Annotated in this window: 17 protein-coding genes; 9 read left to right on the forward strand and 8 right to left on the reverse strand. The window is 52.4% G+C overall.

Going from position 1 to position 18,207, the window contains the following annotated elements; genetic code table 11:
• Positions 1-45 precede the first annotated feature (45 nt).
• The 8 genes from AC0QKW_RS11285 to AC0QKW_RS11320 all read left to right on the forward strand — a co-directional run bounded on the left by AC0QKW_RS11285 (position 46) and on the right by AC0QKW_RS11320 (position 6,598).
• Entirely contained in the window at positions 46-666 is a 621-nt protein-coding gene (locus tag AC0QKW_RS11285) for a class I SAM-dependent methyltransferase (protein WP_473151173.1), read from the forward strand.
• 101 nt (positions 667-767) lie between these two features.
• Positions 768-1,460 carry a two-component system response regulator RppA gene (gene rppA, locus AC0QKW_RS11290; protein ID WP_473151174.1) on the forward strand — a complete coding sequence of 231 codons (693 nt, stop codon included), beginning with the start codon at positions 768-770 and terminating at the stop codon, positions 1,458-1,460.
• Positions 1,429-2,817: a two-component system sensor histidine kinase RppB gene (rppB, locus tag AC0QKW_RS11295; protein WP_473151175.1), complete on the forward strand. Its 1,389-nt coding sequence runs from the start codon at positions 1,429-1,431 to the stop codon at positions 2,815-2,817. Before rppA ends, rppB begins: the two co-directional genes overlap by 32 nt.
• Positions 2,818-3,133: 316 nt before the next feature.
• Entirely contained in the window at positions 3,134-5,161 is a 2,028-nt protein-coding gene (locus tag AC0QKW_RS11300) for a heavy metal translocating P-type ATPase (protein WP_473151176.1), read from the forward strand.
• Between the two features lie 27 nt (positions 5,162-5,188).
• The gene (locus AC0QKW_RS11305; RefSeq protein WP_473151177.1) at positions 5,189-5,419 is read left to right on the forward strand and encodes a heavy-metal-associated domain-containing protein; all 231 of its coding nucleotides are present in this window, start codon (positions 5,189-5,191) and stop codon (positions 5,417-5,419) included.
• Between the two features lie 56 nt (positions 5,420-5,475).
• A complete protein-coding gene (locus AC0QKW_RS11310) occupies positions 5,476-5,712 on the forward strand; it encodes a DUF2933 domain-containing protein (protein ID WP_194021523.1) in 237 nt (78 codons plus the stop codon).
• A complete protein-coding gene (locus tag AC0QKW_RS11315; RefSeq protein WP_473151178.1) occupies positions 5,709-6,374 on the forward strand; it encodes a methyltransferase family protein in 666 nt (221 codons plus the stop codon). Before AC0QKW_RS11310 ends, AC0QKW_RS11315 begins: the two co-directional genes overlap by 4 nt.
• A gap of 17 nt (positions 6,375-6,391) precedes the next feature.
• Positions 6,392-6,598, forward strand: a complete 207-nt coding sequence (locus AC0QKW_RS11320) for a hypothetical protein (RefSeq protein WP_473151179.1) — start codon at positions 6,392-6,394, stop codon at positions 6,596-6,598.
• Positions 6,599-6,712: 114 nt separating this feature from the next.
• Here AC0QKW_RS11320 and AC0QKW_RS11325 read toward each other — a convergent pair whose 3' ends face one another.
• From AC0QKW_RS11325 to AC0QKW_RS11360, 8 genes are all read right to left on the reverse strand, one after another.
• Entirely contained in the window at positions 6,713-7,183 is a 471-nt protein-coding gene (locus tag AC0QKW_RS11325; RefSeq protein WP_473151180.1) for a hypothetical protein, read from the reverse strand.
• An 87-nt stretch (positions 7,184-7,270) separates the two neighbouring features.
• The gene (locus tag AC0QKW_RS11330; protein ID WP_473151181.1) at positions 7,271-10,408 is read right to left on the reverse strand and encodes an efflux RND transporter permease subunit; all 3,138 of its coding nucleotides are present in this window, start codon (positions 10,406-10,408) and stop codon (positions 7,271-7,273) included.
• 101 nt (positions 10,409-10,509) lie between these two features.
• Positions 10,510-12,156, reverse strand: a complete 1,647-nt coding sequence (locus AC0QKW_RS11335; protein ID WP_473151182.1) for an efflux RND transporter periplasmic adaptor subunit — start codon at positions 12,154-12,156, stop codon at positions 10,510-10,512.
• 1,271 nt (positions 12,157-13,427) lie between these two features.
• Positions 13,428-14,786, reverse strand: coding sequence for a TolC family protein (locus tag AC0QKW_RS11340; RefSeq protein ID WP_473151183.1), 1,359 nt, complete (start codon positions 14,784-14,786; stop codon positions 13,428-13,430).
• Between the two features lie 96 nt (positions 14,787-14,882).
• Entirely contained in the window at positions 14,883-15,611 is a 729-nt protein-coding gene (locus AC0QKW_RS11345) for a response regulator transcription factor (protein WP_473151184.1), read from the reverse strand.
• A 428-nt stretch (positions 15,612-16,039) separates the two neighbouring features.
• Positions 16,040-16,642: a DUF305 domain-containing protein gene (locus AC0QKW_RS11350; protein WP_473151185.1), complete on the reverse strand. Its 603-nt coding sequence runs from the start codon at positions 16,640-16,642 to the stop codon at positions 16,040-16,042.
• 311 nt (positions 16,643-16,953) lie between these two features.
• Positions 16,954-17,385, reverse strand: a complete 432-nt coding sequence (locus AC0QKW_RS11355; protein ID WP_473151186.1) for a heavy metal-responsive transcriptional regulator — start codon at positions 17,383-17,385, stop codon at positions 16,954-16,956.
• 10 nt (positions 17,386-17,395) lie between these two features.
• The gene (locus AC0QKW_RS11360; RefSeq protein WP_473151187.1) at positions 17,396-17,671 is read right to left on the reverse strand and encodes a thioredoxin family protein; all 276 of its coding nucleotides are present in this window, start codon (positions 17,669-17,671) and stop codon (positions 17,396-17,398) included.
• 236 nt (positions 17,672-17,907) lie between these two features.
• On the opposite strand from AC0QKW_RS11360, the gene AC0QKW_RS11365 reads away from it, so the two are divergent.
• A complete protein-coding gene (locus AC0QKW_RS11365; RefSeq protein ID WP_473151188.1) occupies positions 17,908-18,207 on the forward strand; it encodes a hypothetical protein in 300 nt (99 codons plus the stop codon).

Raw genomic sequence — 18,207 nt, forward strand, 5'->3', positions numbered from 1 at the left:
GTCTAATATCTCTAAGAAACCCAAGGTAATGCTGAGGATATACAGATGAGTGAATCAACTGTCAGGCAGCAATACAACCAATTGGCATCAGTGTACGATCGCCGCTGGCAGCATTACATCACAACAACGTTGCTGTTCCTAAAGCAATGGGCTAAGATTCCAGCGGCAGCCAGGGTGCTTGATCTAGCCTGCGGGACGGGAGAATTTGAGCGATTGTTATTGCAAGACAACCCAGATCAGCTTATTACTGGAATAGACATTTCCGAGCAGATGCTAGCGATCGCCCATCAAAAGCTCAAATCCTATCCAAATGTTTCCCTGCAACTAGCTACTGCTTCAGACCTACCTTTTGCTGACAGCAGCTTTGATGTAATCGTTTCCGCTAACTCGTTTCACTACTTTGATGCTCCCGAACTTGCCTTAAAAGAAATGAAGCGTGTTGTGAGACCAGGTGGCAGGGTAGTTATTTTGGATTGGTGTAAAGATTATTTTGTTTGTCGGGTATGCGATGTCTTGCTTCAGCGCTTCGACCCAGCCCATCAACAGTGTTACACCCAGGCTGAATTTCATCATTTGCTCAATGCCGCAGGCTTTAGGATTCAGCAAGCAACGAAAGTACGCTTTGGACTGATCTGGGGATTGATGGTAGTAACGGCTATGCCGTGATCAATTTCATTGTGGTTTCATGATCAGGTGGTATTTTCTGGTAGCGATGTGGTGCAGCTACTTGCTGCGATCGCGTCTTCCGGTAGCCTGAGCAACTATGAATGCGTATTCTGTTGGTTGAAGATGAGCCAGATCTAGGGCGAGCAATAAAGCGCACGCTGACCCAAGAAGCCTACGTGGTGGACTGGGTGCAGTCCGGGGATGAAGCGCTGACGTATCTGGAGAGCAGCAGTGTCACCTACGTGCTGGGAGTGCTGGACTGGATGCTGCCAGGGCTAACGGGACTGGAGATCTGTCGCTGGCTACGGGCGCGGCAGAATGCTCTCCCGATTCTTATGCTGACCGCGAACGATCGCATTGAAGATCGCATTGCGGGGCTCGATGCCGGAGCCGACGACTACCTTGTCAAACCCTTTAGCATGGATGAGTTGCTGGCCCGATTGCGGGCCTTGAGACGACGCCCTGCCGACTTCAAGCCAGCCCAAATTCAAGTTGGGCCGCTAACGCTAGACTGCGATCGCAGAATTGCCCTGCTGCACAGCGACTCCGCTTCTGAACAGGCGATCGAACTGACCCAGAAAGAGTTTCAGCTGCTGCAATATTTGATGGAGCACCCCGATCAAATTCTCACCCAAGAGCAGGTGCTCAACCAGCTGTGGGAATTTGGCTCGGAGCCCATCAGCAACGTGGTGGCGGCCCAGGTGCGGCTGCTGCGCCGTAAGCTGGGGCATTATGGCTGTGACTATATGATCGAAACCGTCTATGGCATGGGATACCGGTTCAAAGCTGAATAGACTGTTTCGTCGCAGCCGCTGGCAACTCACCGGTTGGTATACCGGTGTCATGGCCGTTGTGCTGGCGATCAGTGCGTTGGGCATGTATGAGGCGATCGCCCATGCCCATCGAGTGGCCGCCGATCGAGAGCTAAAGTCGGTCGCTGAAGCTGTTCACGACAACCTAGAGAAATCTCTCACGTCTAATGGTCAAATTGATCGAGGGTCATCTGACCTGCTGCCGAGCCTTTGCCTCACAGGAGATCCTTGCCTGGCCCCCTTTGAGCACAGCCAGAACCACTATCACCCCGACGACCTCTACTCCGGCAACTACTATATCCGGGTGCTAGGCACTAGTGGGGCGTTAGTTGCGACCGCTGGAGACTACCCTCCAGGACTACCCAACCCTGACATTTCTACCCTTTGGCAAACCCTGCGCGATGGGTCGGGTCAGCCCTACCGCCAGGTTATTCTGCCCCTGTATGCCCTCGATGATCAGCAACTGGTGGGTCGGGTCGTGGTGGGCCGTTCGCTCAATGACTTTGCCGCCTACCTCGCCACGGTTCGCTGGAACATGGCCCTGGGTTTACCCCTGGCGCTGGCGCTGGTGGCGGTCGCTGGGTGGTGGCTGGCGGGGGTGGCGCTAGAGCCGGTACGAATGTCGTACCGCAATATCCAGCAGTTTACGGCGGATGCCGCCCACGAGTTGAGAACCCCGCTGGCTGCTGTTCAGGCCACCACCGAGTCGGTGATTCGGTTACCAGATATTTCCGATGCCGAGGCCCGCGATACGCTCCAGGTGGTTGCTCGCCAAAACCATCGCCTCACCCTCTTAGTCAGCGATCTACTGCTGCTGTCGCGGCTCGATATTCAAACCTCAACGCCCGGCCTAGCCTGCTGCTTACAGGACGTGCTGAGCGATATTGAGGAAGAGATGGCGGCGTTGTCTATGGCAAAGGGCATTGACCTACTGCTCGATCAGCCTGCAACCCCGCCCCTGGTGGTAATTGGTCACGAAGAGCAGCTCTACCGCCTGGTGCTGAATGTGGTCAGCAATGCCCTACAGCACACCCCTGCCAACGGCAAAGTCATCCTCCGCCTTAGATCCCTGGATAAGTACGCCCTGATTACTGTAGAAGATACTGGGGTGGGCATTCACCCCGACGATCAACCCCGAATTTTTGATCGCTTTTACCGCATCGAAAAAGATCGATCGCGCCAGAGCGGTGGAGCGGGTCTGGGGCTGTCGATTGCGCTGGCGATCGCCCAGGCCCATGGCGGCAGCATTCACGTCAAAAGTGCCGTCTCAAAGGGCAGCACCTTTACCATTAAGCTTCCCCTCACCAGTGCGGGCATGCCCCTAGGCCAGCTTCGCTAGGTTAGGCCTCGACCGCATTATTGTGGTGATTTTTCTGCGCTCTCAAGTTAGCCTTCTCTGGCTATTGAGTCGGAGGGATGTTAGGCATCGCCAGGATCTAAAGAAGTAATACTTTTCATCCTGGTTTCATATTCATTCGTCAGGCTATAGCTATACCAAGTTCAGATCGAGATCTGTGGTTTTCCTACAGACAAAGCTTCATTTCTGAGCTGGGCTGAGCTTTGTAAAGGGATTCCATCCTTCTACTCATAAGGGAAAAGGCCTAGGCACTTCTAATCGATGGCGTATCGCACAATCGAGTATAGAGAGACACAAAATGGCCCACGATCATACGCATCACTCTAAAACACATCATGGCCATGTAGGCCACGGCTCTTCTTCTGTCCATGATAAGCATGCTGGTCATAGCCCTGAGATTTTCCGCAGACGGTTTTTTGTCTGCCTGGTGCTGACCCTACCAGTTCTGTATTTTTCGCCTTCTTTTCAGCAGTGGTTTGGCTATCAGGCCATTCGGTTTACTGGCTCTGAATTAGTGAGCCCTCTTTTAAGTGTGGTGATCTATGGCTATGGTGGCTGGGTATTTTTAAAGGGTGCCTGGATTGAGCTACAGAGCAAAATCGGGATGATGACCCTGGTTGCTTTAGCCATTACAGTTGCATTTGTCTACAGTGTGGCTGTTTCTTTTGGGTTAGAGGGTGAGCCATTCTACTGGGAGCTAGCTACCTTAGTCACCATCATGTTGCTAGGCCATTGGATAGAAATGGCCTCGGTGCAAGGAGCTAGCCGCGCCCTAGAGCACCTAGCAAATCTGGTGCCAACAACAGCCCATCGTTTTAGGGCAGGCAAGCTCGAAGAGGTTTCAGTCGAGAGTTTGCAGCCCAGCGATACCATTCTTGTCAGACCCGGCGAACAAATTCCGATCGATGGCGAGGTGGTTGAAGGAGCCTCTAGCGTTAACGAAGCCTTTTTGACTGGCGAGTCTCGTCCTGTCATCAAACAGGTGGGAGATGAGGCCGTAGGTGGCTCTGTTAATGGCGAAGGAGCACTCACCTTAAAAATCATTCGGACAGGCGAGCAGACGACGCTGAGCCAAATCATGCGTCTGGTAGAAGAGGCACAGTCATCGCGCAGCCGATATCAGGCTCTAGCGGATCAACTGGCCTATTGGCTGACCTTGACTGCGATCGCAGTTGGCGTACTGACCTTTGTCGTTTGGCTGTCGGTAGGCCCATCCTTGACCTTTGCGATTAATCGGGCCGTAACCGTACTCGTTATCACCTGTCCCCATGCCTTAGGCTTGGCCATTCCCCTAGTAATTGTCAATGCCACGTCCCTATCGGCAAAGCATGGCATCTTAGTGCGGAACCGTGAAGCGTTTGAACGAGCGCGTAAGATTCAGGTGATCGCCTTCGATAAAACTGGCACCTTAACCGAGGGTGAATTTGGGGTTCGCCATATTTTCACAGACGCTGTGGACGAACCGAATGCGCTGGCGATCGCAGCCTCCCTAGAAACCTTTTCAGAGCATCCGCTAGGAGCAGCCATTGTGCGGGAAGCCGAAACTAGGCAGATTGGTTTACCTGGCGGCACTGACTTTCGAGCGGTGGCTGGCAAAGGGGTCGAGGGTACAGTAAACGGACATCGCTATCGGGTGGGGCGACCTGAGTGGGCCGAAGAGCTGGCGCTATCGGTGGCAGACTCGCTACAGGCCGGGCTAGTGACCATTGAGCAGCGTGGAGAAAGCGCGATCGCGCTGATGGACGACACGCAGCTCCTTGCACTATTTGGGCTAGCTGATAAAGTCCGTGCTCAATCTCGCCGGGCGATCGAGCAGCTACAGTCCATGGGACTGGAGGTCGTCATGATCACGGGCGATGCTGAAGCCGTCGCTAAATCAGTGGCCGATGAGTTGGGCATCGATCGCTACTATGCCCGAGTCTTACCCCAAGATAAGGCATCTCTCATCCGCAAACTGAAATCAGAAAAGCCCGTTGCGTTTGTCGGCGATGGCATCAATGATGCACCAGCAATGCTTGAAGCCAACTTAGCTCTCGCCATTGGGGCTGGCACCAATGTGGCGATTGAATCTGCCGATCTGGTCTTAATCAAGAGCGATCCAATCGATGCAACCTATGCTTTAAAACTGGCCAAAGCAACTTACGGCAAGATGATCCAAAACTTGTTTTGGGCAACCGGCTACAACGTAGTTGGCATTCCGCTGGCAGCTGGGGTTGCCTATCCCTTCGGCATTCTGCTAACCCCAGCCGTAGGGGCAATTTTTATGAGTGTTTCAACTGTTGTAGTGTCTATCAATGCGATGTTGCTGCGCCGAGTCAAACTATAAATGCATTGTTTACTAAGGTGAATCATTATGCAGATGAGCACGCTCAAAATAGACGGAATGATGTGCAGTGGATGTGGCGAAATTATTGAGAGGGCAGCAGAAAAAATTCCTGGCATTGAGAAATGCACAGTCGAGTTTTCCAAAAGTCAGGCTACGGTTGTTTACGATCCTCAATTGGCGACCATAGAAACTGTGCAGAGGGCTCTGGCAGGGGTTGGATATAGCACCCAGATTGTAGAGAATTCTTCTGTCGCTTAAGTCAATTGACATGCCGAACGACTAAAAAGCAAATTAAGTGAGGCAATAATCAACCTATGACTAACGACTCTTCGACAAGCTTTTGGTGGCGATCTCCGTCTGGCATTGCGCTGCTAGTATTCTTAGGAATTGCCGCATTCTTTCTATTCACCGAGCATCTCGCTCACATTATTCCTGTGTTGCCGTGGCTGTTTCTATTGGCCTGCCCCTTAATGCATGTCTTTATGCACGGTAGCCCCGGAGGACATCACGGGCATAGCCGTCATAATTCGCCTCAAGGAGATGAGAAATGAATAACGCTCCTGCCTATGGTCTTTGGTCGTTGGTGATTATTAATTCTCTAGTATTTATCATTTTTGCGTTTAGCTTTACAAAGCCAAAAAGTGCTCGTGATTGGCGATCGTTTGGGGTATTTTCTGCCTTCATCGTCGCGCTTTTCACTGAAATGTACGGTATTCCTGTCACGGTCTATCTGCTTTCAGGCTGGCTACAGAGCCGCTATCCTAGCTTAGACCCTCTATCTCACGATGCCGGACATCTCTGGTGGACAATTTTGGGATTCGGAGGCAATCCTCACTTTAACCCTATTCACCTACTTAGCAATTTAGTAGTTTTGAGCGGTTTCATTCTGTTATCTTCTGCTTGGAGAGTACTGTATGGGTCTCAGCAAAACCATCAGCTTGCGATCTCCGGCCCCTACTCAAGGGTGCGACATCCTCAATATGATGCATTTGTCTTGATCATGTTTGGCTTCTTGCTGCAATGGCCCACTATTCTGACGCTGCCGATGTTTCCCTTTTTAGTCTGGATGTATGTCCGCTTAGCCCATCAAGAAGAGCGTGAAGCCCTGGCAGAATTTGGCGAGGAATATGCCCAGTATGCAGCTAAGGTGCCTGCCTTTTTCCCACACTTTGGTGCTGCTGACAGGCAAGGTGAAGACTTTCCACATGTGTAATTACAGGAGCAAAAATTATGGAAGGCAACAAGATGGATCGTAAGACATGGCTATCTGGTTCAGTGGGCTTTGTTGCGGGTGTTGCCGCAACTCTGTTGACGGGTGCTCTGTTGATGGGTGGCATGATGGCGATGGTGGGTGGCGGTTTCTGCGGCTCGAATTCTCTGCAAAACCCTGCGGCACAGCCAGCCGCCCAGCGTGAGATTTTGAGCTTGCTCAGTTAGCCAGTGCTACCTCTGTCTGTCTTATCTGGAGAGACGCTAAACGAGGACGGGGGCCTTGGGCGCATCCCAGATCTCTGGTAAAAAGCAAAGGCACCCGTCCCCTGGTAGAGAAGCTTACTTCGAGAAGTTAAAGCGGGCGTTGACCTTTTCGCCCTTGATATCGGTCTGAATGACAGTCTTGTAATCCCCCGCTGCCTGGCTGGGCAAAAAGGCAAAGAAATGCTCACCCTCGGCATCGTACTCCAGCGGTAGCGCTTGCTGGGTGCCATCGGGGAGCTGCACCTGGGCGATCGCCGTGGCATCGGCAATGGCCTCATGGGTATCGCCTGTTTGCAGGTACAGGTCGAGGTGAATGCCATCGGCTTCGGGCACAGGAACCAGTTCAAAGTGATAGGGGCCGCTTTCGACCACTTGCCCACCCTTGGTAGCAGCGGCTGGGGCAGCAGCAGTCTCGGCCTCGGCTGGGCTTTCGGCTACGGGAGTTTCAGCAGCGGTGTCAGGGGCTGTTGCGGTTTCAGCGCCACCACAAGCAGATAACGCCAGCACGCCAGTAATCAACAGAGCTTGAGCAAATTGGGAATGCATGGGAAATACCTTAAAAAAGAAAGCAGCTAAAGCAGGATGGTTGGGTGTTGCCCAACCTAGGGTAGTTGAGTAAAAGGTTGACCAGAGTTAAACCATCGGCACCTTAGCGCCGACGGAGGGTGCCATCTCATCGGCATAATCTGTTGGCGTCATCGGCTTAGGCATCAAGCGTTTGCCAAATAACGAGTAGAGCGCTGGCAGCACCAGCAGAGTCAGCGCCGTCGAGGTGAATAGCCCGCCCAAAACGACCACGGCCAGGGGCTGCAAAATTTCTTTGCCCGCCCCGCTGCCAAGTACCAAGGGCACCATGCCCAGGGCCGAGGTGAGGGCCGTCATTAAAATCGCCACCAAACGCTCTGAGGAGCCTTCGACGATCACCTGGCGCAGTGGCATCCCCTGGGCCAGTTTGGTGTTGTAGTTATCGACTAGCAGTAGGCCGTTGCGGGTGGCCACCCCAAACAGGGTGATAAACCCAACCAGCGACGCCACCGACACCACGCCGCCCCCAAGGGCAATGGAGGCAATACCCCCCACCAGGGCCAGGGGTAGGTTGACCATAATCATCACCACCCCCAGCACTGATTTAACCGCGAAGTACATCAGCACAGAGATGACGACGATCGCCAAGCCCCCAAACACCAGCAGGTTGCGGCTGGCCCGTTGTTCTGACTCAAACTGCCCGCCGTACTGAATGTAGTAGCCCGAGGGCAGTAAGACTGTTTCCCCCACCCGGTCTCGAATCGTATCGACCACCGAGCCCAGATCGCGCCCCGCGACGTTGGCTGACACCACAATTAGGCGCGAGACATTTTCGCGGTTGATGGTGTTTGGCCCGGTGCCGTAGTCAATGCGAGCTACCTGGGCTAAGGGAATTTTTTGGCCTACCGGGGTATCGATTAAGAGATTGCCGATCGCCGTCAAATTACTGCGGGCGTCATCTTTGAGCCAAACCAGTAGGTCAAAGAGCTGCTGCTGCTCTAGCACCTGAGACACCACGCGCCCGTTGAGCGCCGTTTCGACCACGCTGGCAATTTGCCCCACGGTCAGGCCGTAGCGGGCCGCAGCAGGTCGATCAAACTGAATCTGTACCTGGCGAATGGGCACCTGGGGCTCCAGTTGTAGATCTACCAGGCCATCGATATCGCGAATCGCTGCTTCGACATCGCTGCCGATAGTGCGCAGCTGGTCAAGGTCGGGGCCAAATATTTTAATGGCGATCGCGCTTCTGACCCCCGAGAGTACCTCATCCATACGGTGGGTGATAAACCCACCCACACTAGGGGCAATGCCGGGAATGCGGGCAAACTCCTCTCGAATGGTTTCAATGGAGGCTTCACGATCGCGCAATCCCTCTTTGCTTAGCTCGATATCGAGGTGTCCCAAATTGACCCCACCGGCATCGGCATCCCCCGGTGCTCGCCCAGCCCGCAACTGCACGGTCGCAAAGCGGGGGTCGTCCTTGAGCGCCTCCTGCATAGCGATTCCGGCCTGGTTGGTGGCACCCAAAGACATGCCTGGGTATAGCAGCATGGCGTTCACCAACGAGGGCTCCTGGAATTCTGGTAAAAACACCCGCCCCAGACTCGAAAACACCACCAACGACGCCACCAACGACGCCACGGCAATAGCCAGCACCAGCTTGGCGCGGGCCATTACAAACCGCAAAGCCGGTTGATACAGCCGTTGAGATGTCCTAGTAACCCAGGTCTCATCGCTGGGCAGCGGGCGGCGAGCTAGCAAGATAGCGCACAGCGCTGGGGAGAGCGTCATGGCCACCAGAGTAGAGGCCACAATCGACACCAGGTAGGCCACCCCCATAGGGGCAAAAATCCGGCCCTCGACCCCCGTCAAACTAAAGATGGGGGCAAACACCACAGCAATAATTACAGTGGAAAAAATAACGCTCACCCGCACCTCTACAGAGGTGTCATAGACCACCTTAAAGGGATGTTCTGGGCTACCTGCCAGCTGGTTTTTGCGCAGCCCGCGATAGGCGTTCTCCATATCCACAATCGAGTCATCGACCACTGAGCCAATGGCCACTGCTAACCCGCCTAGGGTCATGGTGTTAATGCCCTGGCCAAAGGCATTGAGAATGATCATGCCCACTAAAATCGAGAGCGGAATGGCGCTCAGCGTAATCACCGCCGTGCGCCAGTTCATCAAAAACAGCAGGATAATAACTGAGACGATGATGATGCCGTCTCGCAAAGAACCCAGAACGTTTTCGACCGACGCTTCAATAAAGTTTTCTTGGCGAAAGGTTTCGGTGATGACGACATCCTCGGGCAGAGCTGCTTTTAGCTCATCCATTGCGGCTTCCACCGCCCGTGTGACGGTGGGGGTGTCGTTGAGAGGCTGCTTGTTGACCACCATGACTACCGCCCGCTGGCCCCCCACGCTGCCGTCGCCCCGCTGGAGGGCGGCCCCAATTTGAACATCAGCGACATCTTGCAGCTTTACGGGGCGGCCATCTCGGGCGGCTACCACCGATTCTTGCAGTTGCTCAATTGAGTTTAGCCGCCCTACCCCCCGAATGATCAGCTCCTGGTCGGGGGTGTTGAGAAATCCACCTGCGGCATTGACGTTAGCCGCCTCGGTCGCCTCGGCCACCTCTTGCAGCGACACATTAAATGCCACCAGGCGGTCTGGATCCACCAGCACCTGGTACTGCCGCACGTCGCCACCGTAGGCAATCACCTGAGAAATACCTGGCACAGCCAAGAGGCGGTTGGTGACATCGCGATCCACCAACCGCCTCACCTCCATCAGAGGCGTCGTTTCCGCCGTAAAGGCGTACATCAAGATCGTGCCAATCGGTGACGAAATCGGCGAAATCTGGGGAATGCCGACCCCCTCGGGCAGCTTTTCTTGCACCTGCTGGAGTCGCTCGGTGACCAGCTGGCGGGCCTGGTAGACATCGGTACCCCAGCGAAAAATCACCTTGACGACCGAAATACTAACCGCCGAGGATGACCTCACGGTTTCTACCCCAGGGGTGCCATTGACGGCACTCTCAATGGGCAGGGTAATCAGCGCTTCCACCTCTTCGGGGGCCAACCCCGGCGCTTCGGTTTGAATTTCAACCTGGGGGGGCGCAAAGTCTGGAAACACGTCCAGCGGCATTTGGGTGAGGTTATAAATGCCCAAAAACGTCACTACGATCGCCCCGATGACCACCAGCCACCGCTGGGCGATCGACCACTTCAAAATGTTATCTAGCATCGTTGTTGCTCAAAATTTGGCAGGGCAGGTGGCTCACCATAATCGTCGTAGGGTGGGCATTGCCCACCATCTAGAAAGACACTTCCCAGTCATTACCACAGCTACTTACGCGAGGGTTCTCCCTCTTCGACCAGGGGCGCAGCCAGGGTTGGCCCAGTGCCGTAGCGAGGATGCCCTTGGGCTGACGGCGAAACCTCCTCGTCACCGATCGCCAGGGCATAGGTCGGACGCTGTCGCCTGGCCCACCAGATTCCGGCAGCAAAGGTGGTCATGGCGATCGCACCACTGCCCAACCCCATCGCCCACCAGGGAATGCCTGGGGTTGCGACCGCCTCAACGGGTGCGGCAGTTTCCTCTGTTGCCTCAGCACTCCCGCCCCGCAACGACTGGGCATAGAGTTGATTAGCCCGCTGGGTGACCACTTCATCGCCCTCAAACAGACCGCTAAGCACCTCTACCTGATCGCCCGCCGTTCTCCCTAGGGTGACCTCAACCGGTTCAAAGGCGTTGCCATTGCGCACAAACACCAGGGTTTGGCCGCTAGCCTCTACCAACGCCGCCTGGGGAATGGCCATCACGGCCTCGGAAGTACTCTCGGTGAGCACTTCCAGGGCCGCAAACATGCCGGGCTTGAGAGTGCCCTGGGCATTGTCTAGCTCAGCTTGTACGGGCACAACCCGAGTTTCGCCATCGACCACCGAACCTACCGTGGTAATTTGGCCCTCAAAGATTTGATCGGGCAGGCTGGCCACGGTGATCCGCACCCGTTGCCCAGGCGATACCTGGGAGAGATCTTTTTCAAAAATGTTTGCGGTGGCCAATACCGTGCGGTTATCCACGATGGTCATTAACACCGCGCCCGCATCTTCTGAAGATTGCCCCAGGGTGACGTCGCGATCGGCAATGGTACCTGCGATCGGCGCTTTGATGGTGATGGTGCCGTCGGCGTTAGCCGTGGCCCCGAGCTGCTGCAACCGAGTTTGGTAGGTCTGTGAGCTGAGCTGAGAGCGGGAGCGAGCAACGTTGAGGGCGGTCTGGGCCTGCGCCACTCCCGTGCGAGCACTGAGAACCTCCAACTGACTTTCGGCCTCTGCCAAAGCCTGCTTGGCGTCTGCCAAACCCGCTTCAGAGGCCAATAGTTCGCGGCGGGCGATCGCCCCTTCCGCCGCCAGTTCTGAGTCCCGATCGTACTGCTCTTGGGCTACTCGCACATCCGTCCGGGCCGCTTCAATCGCCCTGAGGGCAATCTGCTGCTGTTGCTCGTAAGTCTGCCGGGCGAGCTGCAAATCGGCCTCGGCCTGCTGCACATTTCCCTGGCGCTCAGCGGAGTTTTCCAAGGCGGTCACCCGCAATTCGGCCAATTCCCCGCTGGTGATCACCGCTAGCGCCTGGCCCGATTCCACCTGCTGCCCCGGCTCCACCAGCAGCTTGGTCACCGTACCGCCGACTGGGTTTGTCACCGATACCTGTCGCCCCGGCGAGGCTTCGATTTGCCCCGTTGCCTTCACCCCAAAGGCCAACACCTGTCGCTTTACCGGCTCGACAATTAAACCAATGCGGTCAGCAACCTCTGCATCAACCGCAATCCCTGCTGGGTTAGCCCCGGCACCACCACCCTGAAACTCATCCCCGTGTCCAGCATGGGCAAAGGCTGCGCCAGCAGGGGCTAGCAACAGCATTAGCAAGGCCAGCCGAGGGAGCAACCGCCCTCTGGCTACAACACACAAGCGATCGGAGATAGCTGTCATAGGCGTGCCCTTGATCCACTCAAATACAGTCTTTAGGAGAAAAATGCCCTCAGTCCCCAAACATCCCACAGAAAAATGAAATCAGGATGAAATACCCAACCCCAATCGGGCAATTTTCAGGTTGCACAAGGGATATTTTTCCAGAATGTAAGCTCAATCTATAAAAAAACGTGCTCAAACGAAGGCCCCATCAAGAAAAAATAGATTTCTTTAATCGCCCCAAAAAATGTCTGAAAGGATCAACTTTTGTGAAAATGCAAACGAAAATTGCCCTTTAATTCTTCTAATAAAACGCTCAGCTTTAGCTTAGGTAATTATCAGGAAATGGTTTGATATTCAATCTATAATGAATGGTATAAAGCTTCGCTAGCCAAGCGCAAGCTTTAGCAGTTCTCATTGAGAAGACAAATGAAAAAATACTTTCTTTCCGTACTAACTATCGCATTAGCTACAATGTCCTTTGCCCCTGTGGCCAGTGCTTCTGGCCAAACTAGCCTTCGTGGTTTAGCTGCCGAAAAAGGCAGGCCTGTAACTCTCGGTGAACTTATTCAACACAATCGCGATTACAGAGGTTCATAAAATTTTTGACGAGTGCTATCTTTAGAGTGCTATCGCTTACCCAAGATAGCACTCGTCTCAATAGACTCTAAAGCCACCATTGCCAAAAGCCTGGTGGCTTTTTTTTGAGGAGTATAGAGCGGTTCGCGGTGGTTAATTAAACTCAACAAGTACAATGCCATATGGCTTGACAGTCAGTGAGTTTCGCTCTAATTTTTCTAATAAAACTTTTATTATTAGCTTAGGTAATTATCAGGAATTATCTCGACAACAGATCTACCATGGTATGAGTTTCGTCGATAAACAAAAGACGAAACTCATAAGCTCTCATGGAGAATAAGATGAAAAAATACTTCCTTTCTGTACTGACAATCGCAATGGCTTCAATGGTGCTAGCACCTGTAGCAAGCGCCTCAGGGCAGACAAGTCTTAATGACCTGTCTGCTGATCTAAATGGGGATGGCATTGTCACCCTTGGTGAACTTAGGTTTCACAACTCTGAATACAGAGGAAAATAGTCGGCGATTGTCTCTGGGAAAACAGAAAGAGTAACGACTCTTTAGTGTCTTCAGAGGCGGATTCAAGTTACCTTACTCACTCTAAAAACTGCAAAGCCCACCGTAGACTTAGGCCGCGATGGGCTTTTTATTGGTTTTAATTCACTTCATAATTCAGAAAAAGTCTGATCCGGGTAATTGAGCAAATCTGCAAAATTATTCTGGATAAGGTTGCTCAGTTGCTCTTTGTATTGCAGCCAACGACCGATTGTAGTCTATGATTGCATTCGCTAAGTTGCCTTCTGCCTCAGCTAAATCTCCTATGGCGCTTAGCACATCAAGTTGAGTCCCGACTCCTGCATCAAATCTCAAGTTGGCTAACCTAAGCGCCTCTTGCGCTTGTTCTATAGCTGCATTGGCCGTAGTAATATTTTCCTGATTAGCCGTTAAGTTGAAGTATGCGTCCTCAACCTCCAAGCGAATACTGTTGCGAGTTTGTGAAAACTGGGTTTCTGCAATTTCAGATTCCTTATCTTGCTGAGCCGCCGATGCTGAGGCAGCACCCCCATCAAAGAGTTGCCACTGTAATCTAGCGCCCACGCTGAACCCATCATCCAGTGCCGTTGAATTGCCACTTAAAGCCTGCTGAAGGCCATAGTTGGCAACTAAGCTAAGGTTAGGTCTTACCGCTGCCAGGGCAATTTGTCTCTGGCGTTGGGCAATTGTGCGCTGGGCCAAAACCTGCGATAGCTCAGCGCGACTTTGATAGGCCAGTACAATACTCTCCTCTAAGGTCAGCGGCCAGCCTCCAGCAATTTCGACAGGCAGAGTATCAACATTTACTGAAGCTGCTAAATTTAGCCTGCGTGATAGTTGTCTCTGCGCAATTTGTCGTTGGCTTTGAACCTGCGTCAAGTCTTGGCGGGCATTGGCCACCTGCACCTCTGCCCGGAGCACGTCAAATTGAGTACCTACGCCAGCACGTTCCCTCAAAATTGTGTCCTGTAGATTGCGCTCCGCTTCATCTAAAAAAGCCTGGCTAATCCGAATTTGCTCAATAGTTAGCTGTAAGGCGTAGTAATCATTGGCGGTATCGAGCAGCAGTTGCGCTCTACGACGGTTGACATCTAGTTCAGCGACCCGAATTTGCTCTTCAGCTACTTGTATTCTGGCTTGTCTACCCCCTGACAAGCCCAAGTCATAAAGAGCCTCAAGGTCTCCTCTTAAAGTCGTTTGGTTGTCATTCTCTTCGCTATTACTTTGTAATGTTGATGCCAAGCCAACGGTTGGATACAGTTCTGCTCTAGCTTCTCTAAGCGCAAATTGACTGCGTTCTAGCTCTAGTAAGGCAATCTGAAGATCTTCGTTGTTGCGCAATGCTAGCTCAAAAGCTTCTTCTATAGAAAGAGTCTCTGTCGTAGTAATTTCAACAGCTTCTGGCTGAGTTGGCAAAAATAGCGGATTAGGCTCCGGGGAAAGACGGTCAAGTCGTGAGGTATCTTCTTCTGGCTGAGGCAAAGATTGAGCAAGGGCTCTAGATGCGGTCGGGGGAGCAACATCCAACGCAATCACCATGGCCAAACCGGCTAGGGTAGATGTAGAAAGTCGAAAATTTTGACGCATGTTTAACAGCAAAATGAGTACTCTTGACCGATTAAATCAACAAATAAACTACGCCAAAGCTAGAGACAGGGAATTTCTAGATCGACCCCTAGCAGCAGTCTTGAGAATATATCCAAACCCTCGAATGGTGTGAATTAGCCGTTCTTTTTGACCGTTTTCCATCTTTTTTCGCAGAGAGCAAATGTAAAACTGAAGCACGTTGCTCTCATGGCCAAGATCGCAGTCGTAGCTCCAAACAGCATCAATGATCTGTGTTTTTTTAAGCGCTTCCCTAGGATGCTCAAGAAAGTAAGCCAGTAAATCGAACTCCTTGGCTGTCAGGGTTAATTCATGACCACCGCGATATACCGTCCGGCTGTAGTGGCTGAGTGTCACATCAGAGAAAACTAGTATTCTCGATGCATCTTCGCTATTTATCCTCCTCAAAAAAACTTTAATGTGGGCCAAAATCAAATCTAGACTTATGGGTGTAGTGACATAGGCATCAGCCCCTGCTTCTAGAGCAGCCGCTTGCTTTTGAGGAGTAGTATCTTTATCGATGTAGAGAATGGGGATTGGATTGCCTGTAGTCCTCAGCCTTCTGCATATATCAATAGCTGTTAAATCAGAAATGGACGAGCTAATAATTAGTGCGTCTGGCTCAATTTGGCGAACGTTGACAAGTCCGCTAAAGCCATCTTGATAAACACTGACGAGGTAGCTTTCTTGGATTAGCTCTGACTCAATCAAACGAGAAAAGCTAGATTCATTTTCTATGACAAGAATATGTTTGGCCATATAAACCCACCTCACTCTTTAAATTGAAAGCACCAAAAAGCAGGGCAAAACAAAGCCTATTCTAAGCGCTAGAACATAGGCTCTTCCTTAACACCCTTGGCATTAAGCTTTCTTGGTCTTTCAGTGTTTGTCGCTACAGTATGGCAAGCAAAAATGAAATGAACGTGAAAACTCTATTCGATTTAGAAAGTATTTTTAGGTGTCTCATCCAGTCGTTGAAATCAAGGCGATCGCGGACGAAGCTTAGTACTTTTGGCCAGATGGCATCTAGAAAAGTACTGCGATAGGTTTCCCGCCTCTAATCATTTAGTCACATCGGTAGGCTCTTCTTCTGGTTGAGTTTTACGAATCAAGGCTAGAAAATATTCCACAAAAGACAGGCCCCAGCTCTTGGCGTGAGGCCTGCCGAATTTTATTCGCTAACGAAATTACTGGCCGTACCAGTCTTTTCGCCACTGTTCCATTTGATCAATTTCGACCTGCTGGGTCGATAAAATATCTTGGGCGAGTTGTTGAACGTCTGGTTGGCTGCTTTTCTCTAGGGCATCTTGCGCCATAGCTAATGCCCCCTCATGGTGGGGAATCATGCCATTGATAAAACGTAGGTCGAATTCATCATCGGCAGTACCCAAGTCGCCACTCATCATCATGTTGGCCTGCATATCAGGCGTCATAGCCATGGAATGTCCCATGGCTGAATGATACATGACGGGCTCTTCGCTGGCATTTGGATACCATTCTTGCCGCCACTGCTGCATGCGGTCAATCTCGACCTGCTGGGCAGCAATGATCTCCTCTGCCAACTGCTTGACTTCATCACGCTGCGAATTTTGTAAAGCCGATTCAGCCATCATGACTGCACCCTGGTGATGCAAAATCATGCCGTCAATAAACCGTAAGTCGAACTCCTCATCACTGGGGCCGAGATCCATCATCATCGAATGGTCGGCCATGGGTTCATCTCCCATGGGCATCGCGGCAGAGTCTGACGCTTTAGGTGCCGAGGATGACGTGCCGCACGCGCTCACCATTACAGGTAGAGACACCAGTCCGCCTACTACTATCCACGAAGCTAATAGTCGTCTCAGAGTCATCGGATGTCAAACCTCTTTTCCATCACAAAGGCTGTTGCTCGCTTTCAAGCGCGCTGACGCGCTTTGCACAAGTACCAGCTTTCAGTTTGCTACCCAAAAATGAAATGCGAGTGAAATGGAACAGGTTTGAGCAAAATGAAATGGATTCTGGATAATGACAGAATCCATTTCATTTAATACAGCCATTGTTGATCAAGCAGCAGAGGGCTACCACCACGGTGCCGATTAGACTGGCAATAAACGTGGTTTTAGGCGTCATAGGAGACCTGCTCAATAAACCCGCAGATGGTTCCCTGGCAAAGGGTTGCGGTTGGGGCAGTGGCCTCGTCGGACAACTGTGCCGCCAGGTCAGCTTGGTAAGTGGCCAGTTCTTGGCGGAGGGCTTGCAGCTCAGCAATTTGTTGATCAAGCTGCTGAAGGTGGCTGGACACCATCGCTTTAAGCTGTTGGCAGGGCGCTGTGCCCCCGACGCGCAACGCAATCAACTGACCAATTTCCGTCAGCGACAGCCCCAGCCGCTTGGCTTTTTGGATAAAGCGCAGCCGCTCCACATCGGCAGTGTCGTAGAGGCGATACTGAGCCGCGCTGCGCTGAGGCACTTGCAGCAGCCCCAGCCGCTCGTAGTAGCGAATGGTGGAAGCGGGCACCCCCGTGGCCCGACTCAGATCGCGGATTAACATGACTGTAGTTCTACCCCTGCCCTATCCCTGCCGCCGCCAGAGCGTCGCGGGAAATCGGCTGCTGTTGACGGCAACAGTCCACCAATTCGCCATCAACCACCACGGCGGGAAGCCGATGGATGCCGTAGTCCTCCAGTTTTTGACGAGCGGTGGCCGTGATTTGCTCACTGCGCACATCCCAAACTTGAATCTGGCAGGCTGTACAGCTCATCTCCTGAACCAGGTTGACAGCCTCGTCACACCGAGGGCACCCAGCTACAAAGATTTCAACTTGTCGTTGAGTCATTTCATCACCTTGTAAAGTTGAGTTCACTCTAAACCTTGAACCTAACTTCAATGTCAAGGGGTAAGCCAAACTCCGATTCGGTATAAAAATTTACCAAACACCCTTGACTCTCTAACGACTTTAGGGTTTAGCCTGAAATGGCGGTTAATGCAGTAACTGATGCGAGGCCTCTATTGTGGATCCTTATAGATATAAACCCTTCAGATCTTAGAATCTCAGCAGACCTGGCCCCAGAGGTGTTGGCACTGGCAGCACGACTACAGGCTGAGCAGCAGAACAGCTACTCCCTAGAGGAATTAGTTGACGCAGGAGCCGAGGCTAACATTGGGCCGGAGTATATTTGTCAGGCAACGCAACAGATTCAATCACAACAGATTCAGGCGACATTACGCCCTGCCAGCTTCTCTTGGCTAGCTAAGGGCGGTGCGATGGCGGTGGTAATTGTGGTCGCGCTATTCGCTATGACGCTAATTGTCGGCTCCACCGGTATGGGCTGCCATGCCAGGATGGACGCGGTAGAGAGCGATCGCCGATGA

The organism is Pseudanabaena sp. PCC 9330, from assembly GCF_055795045.1.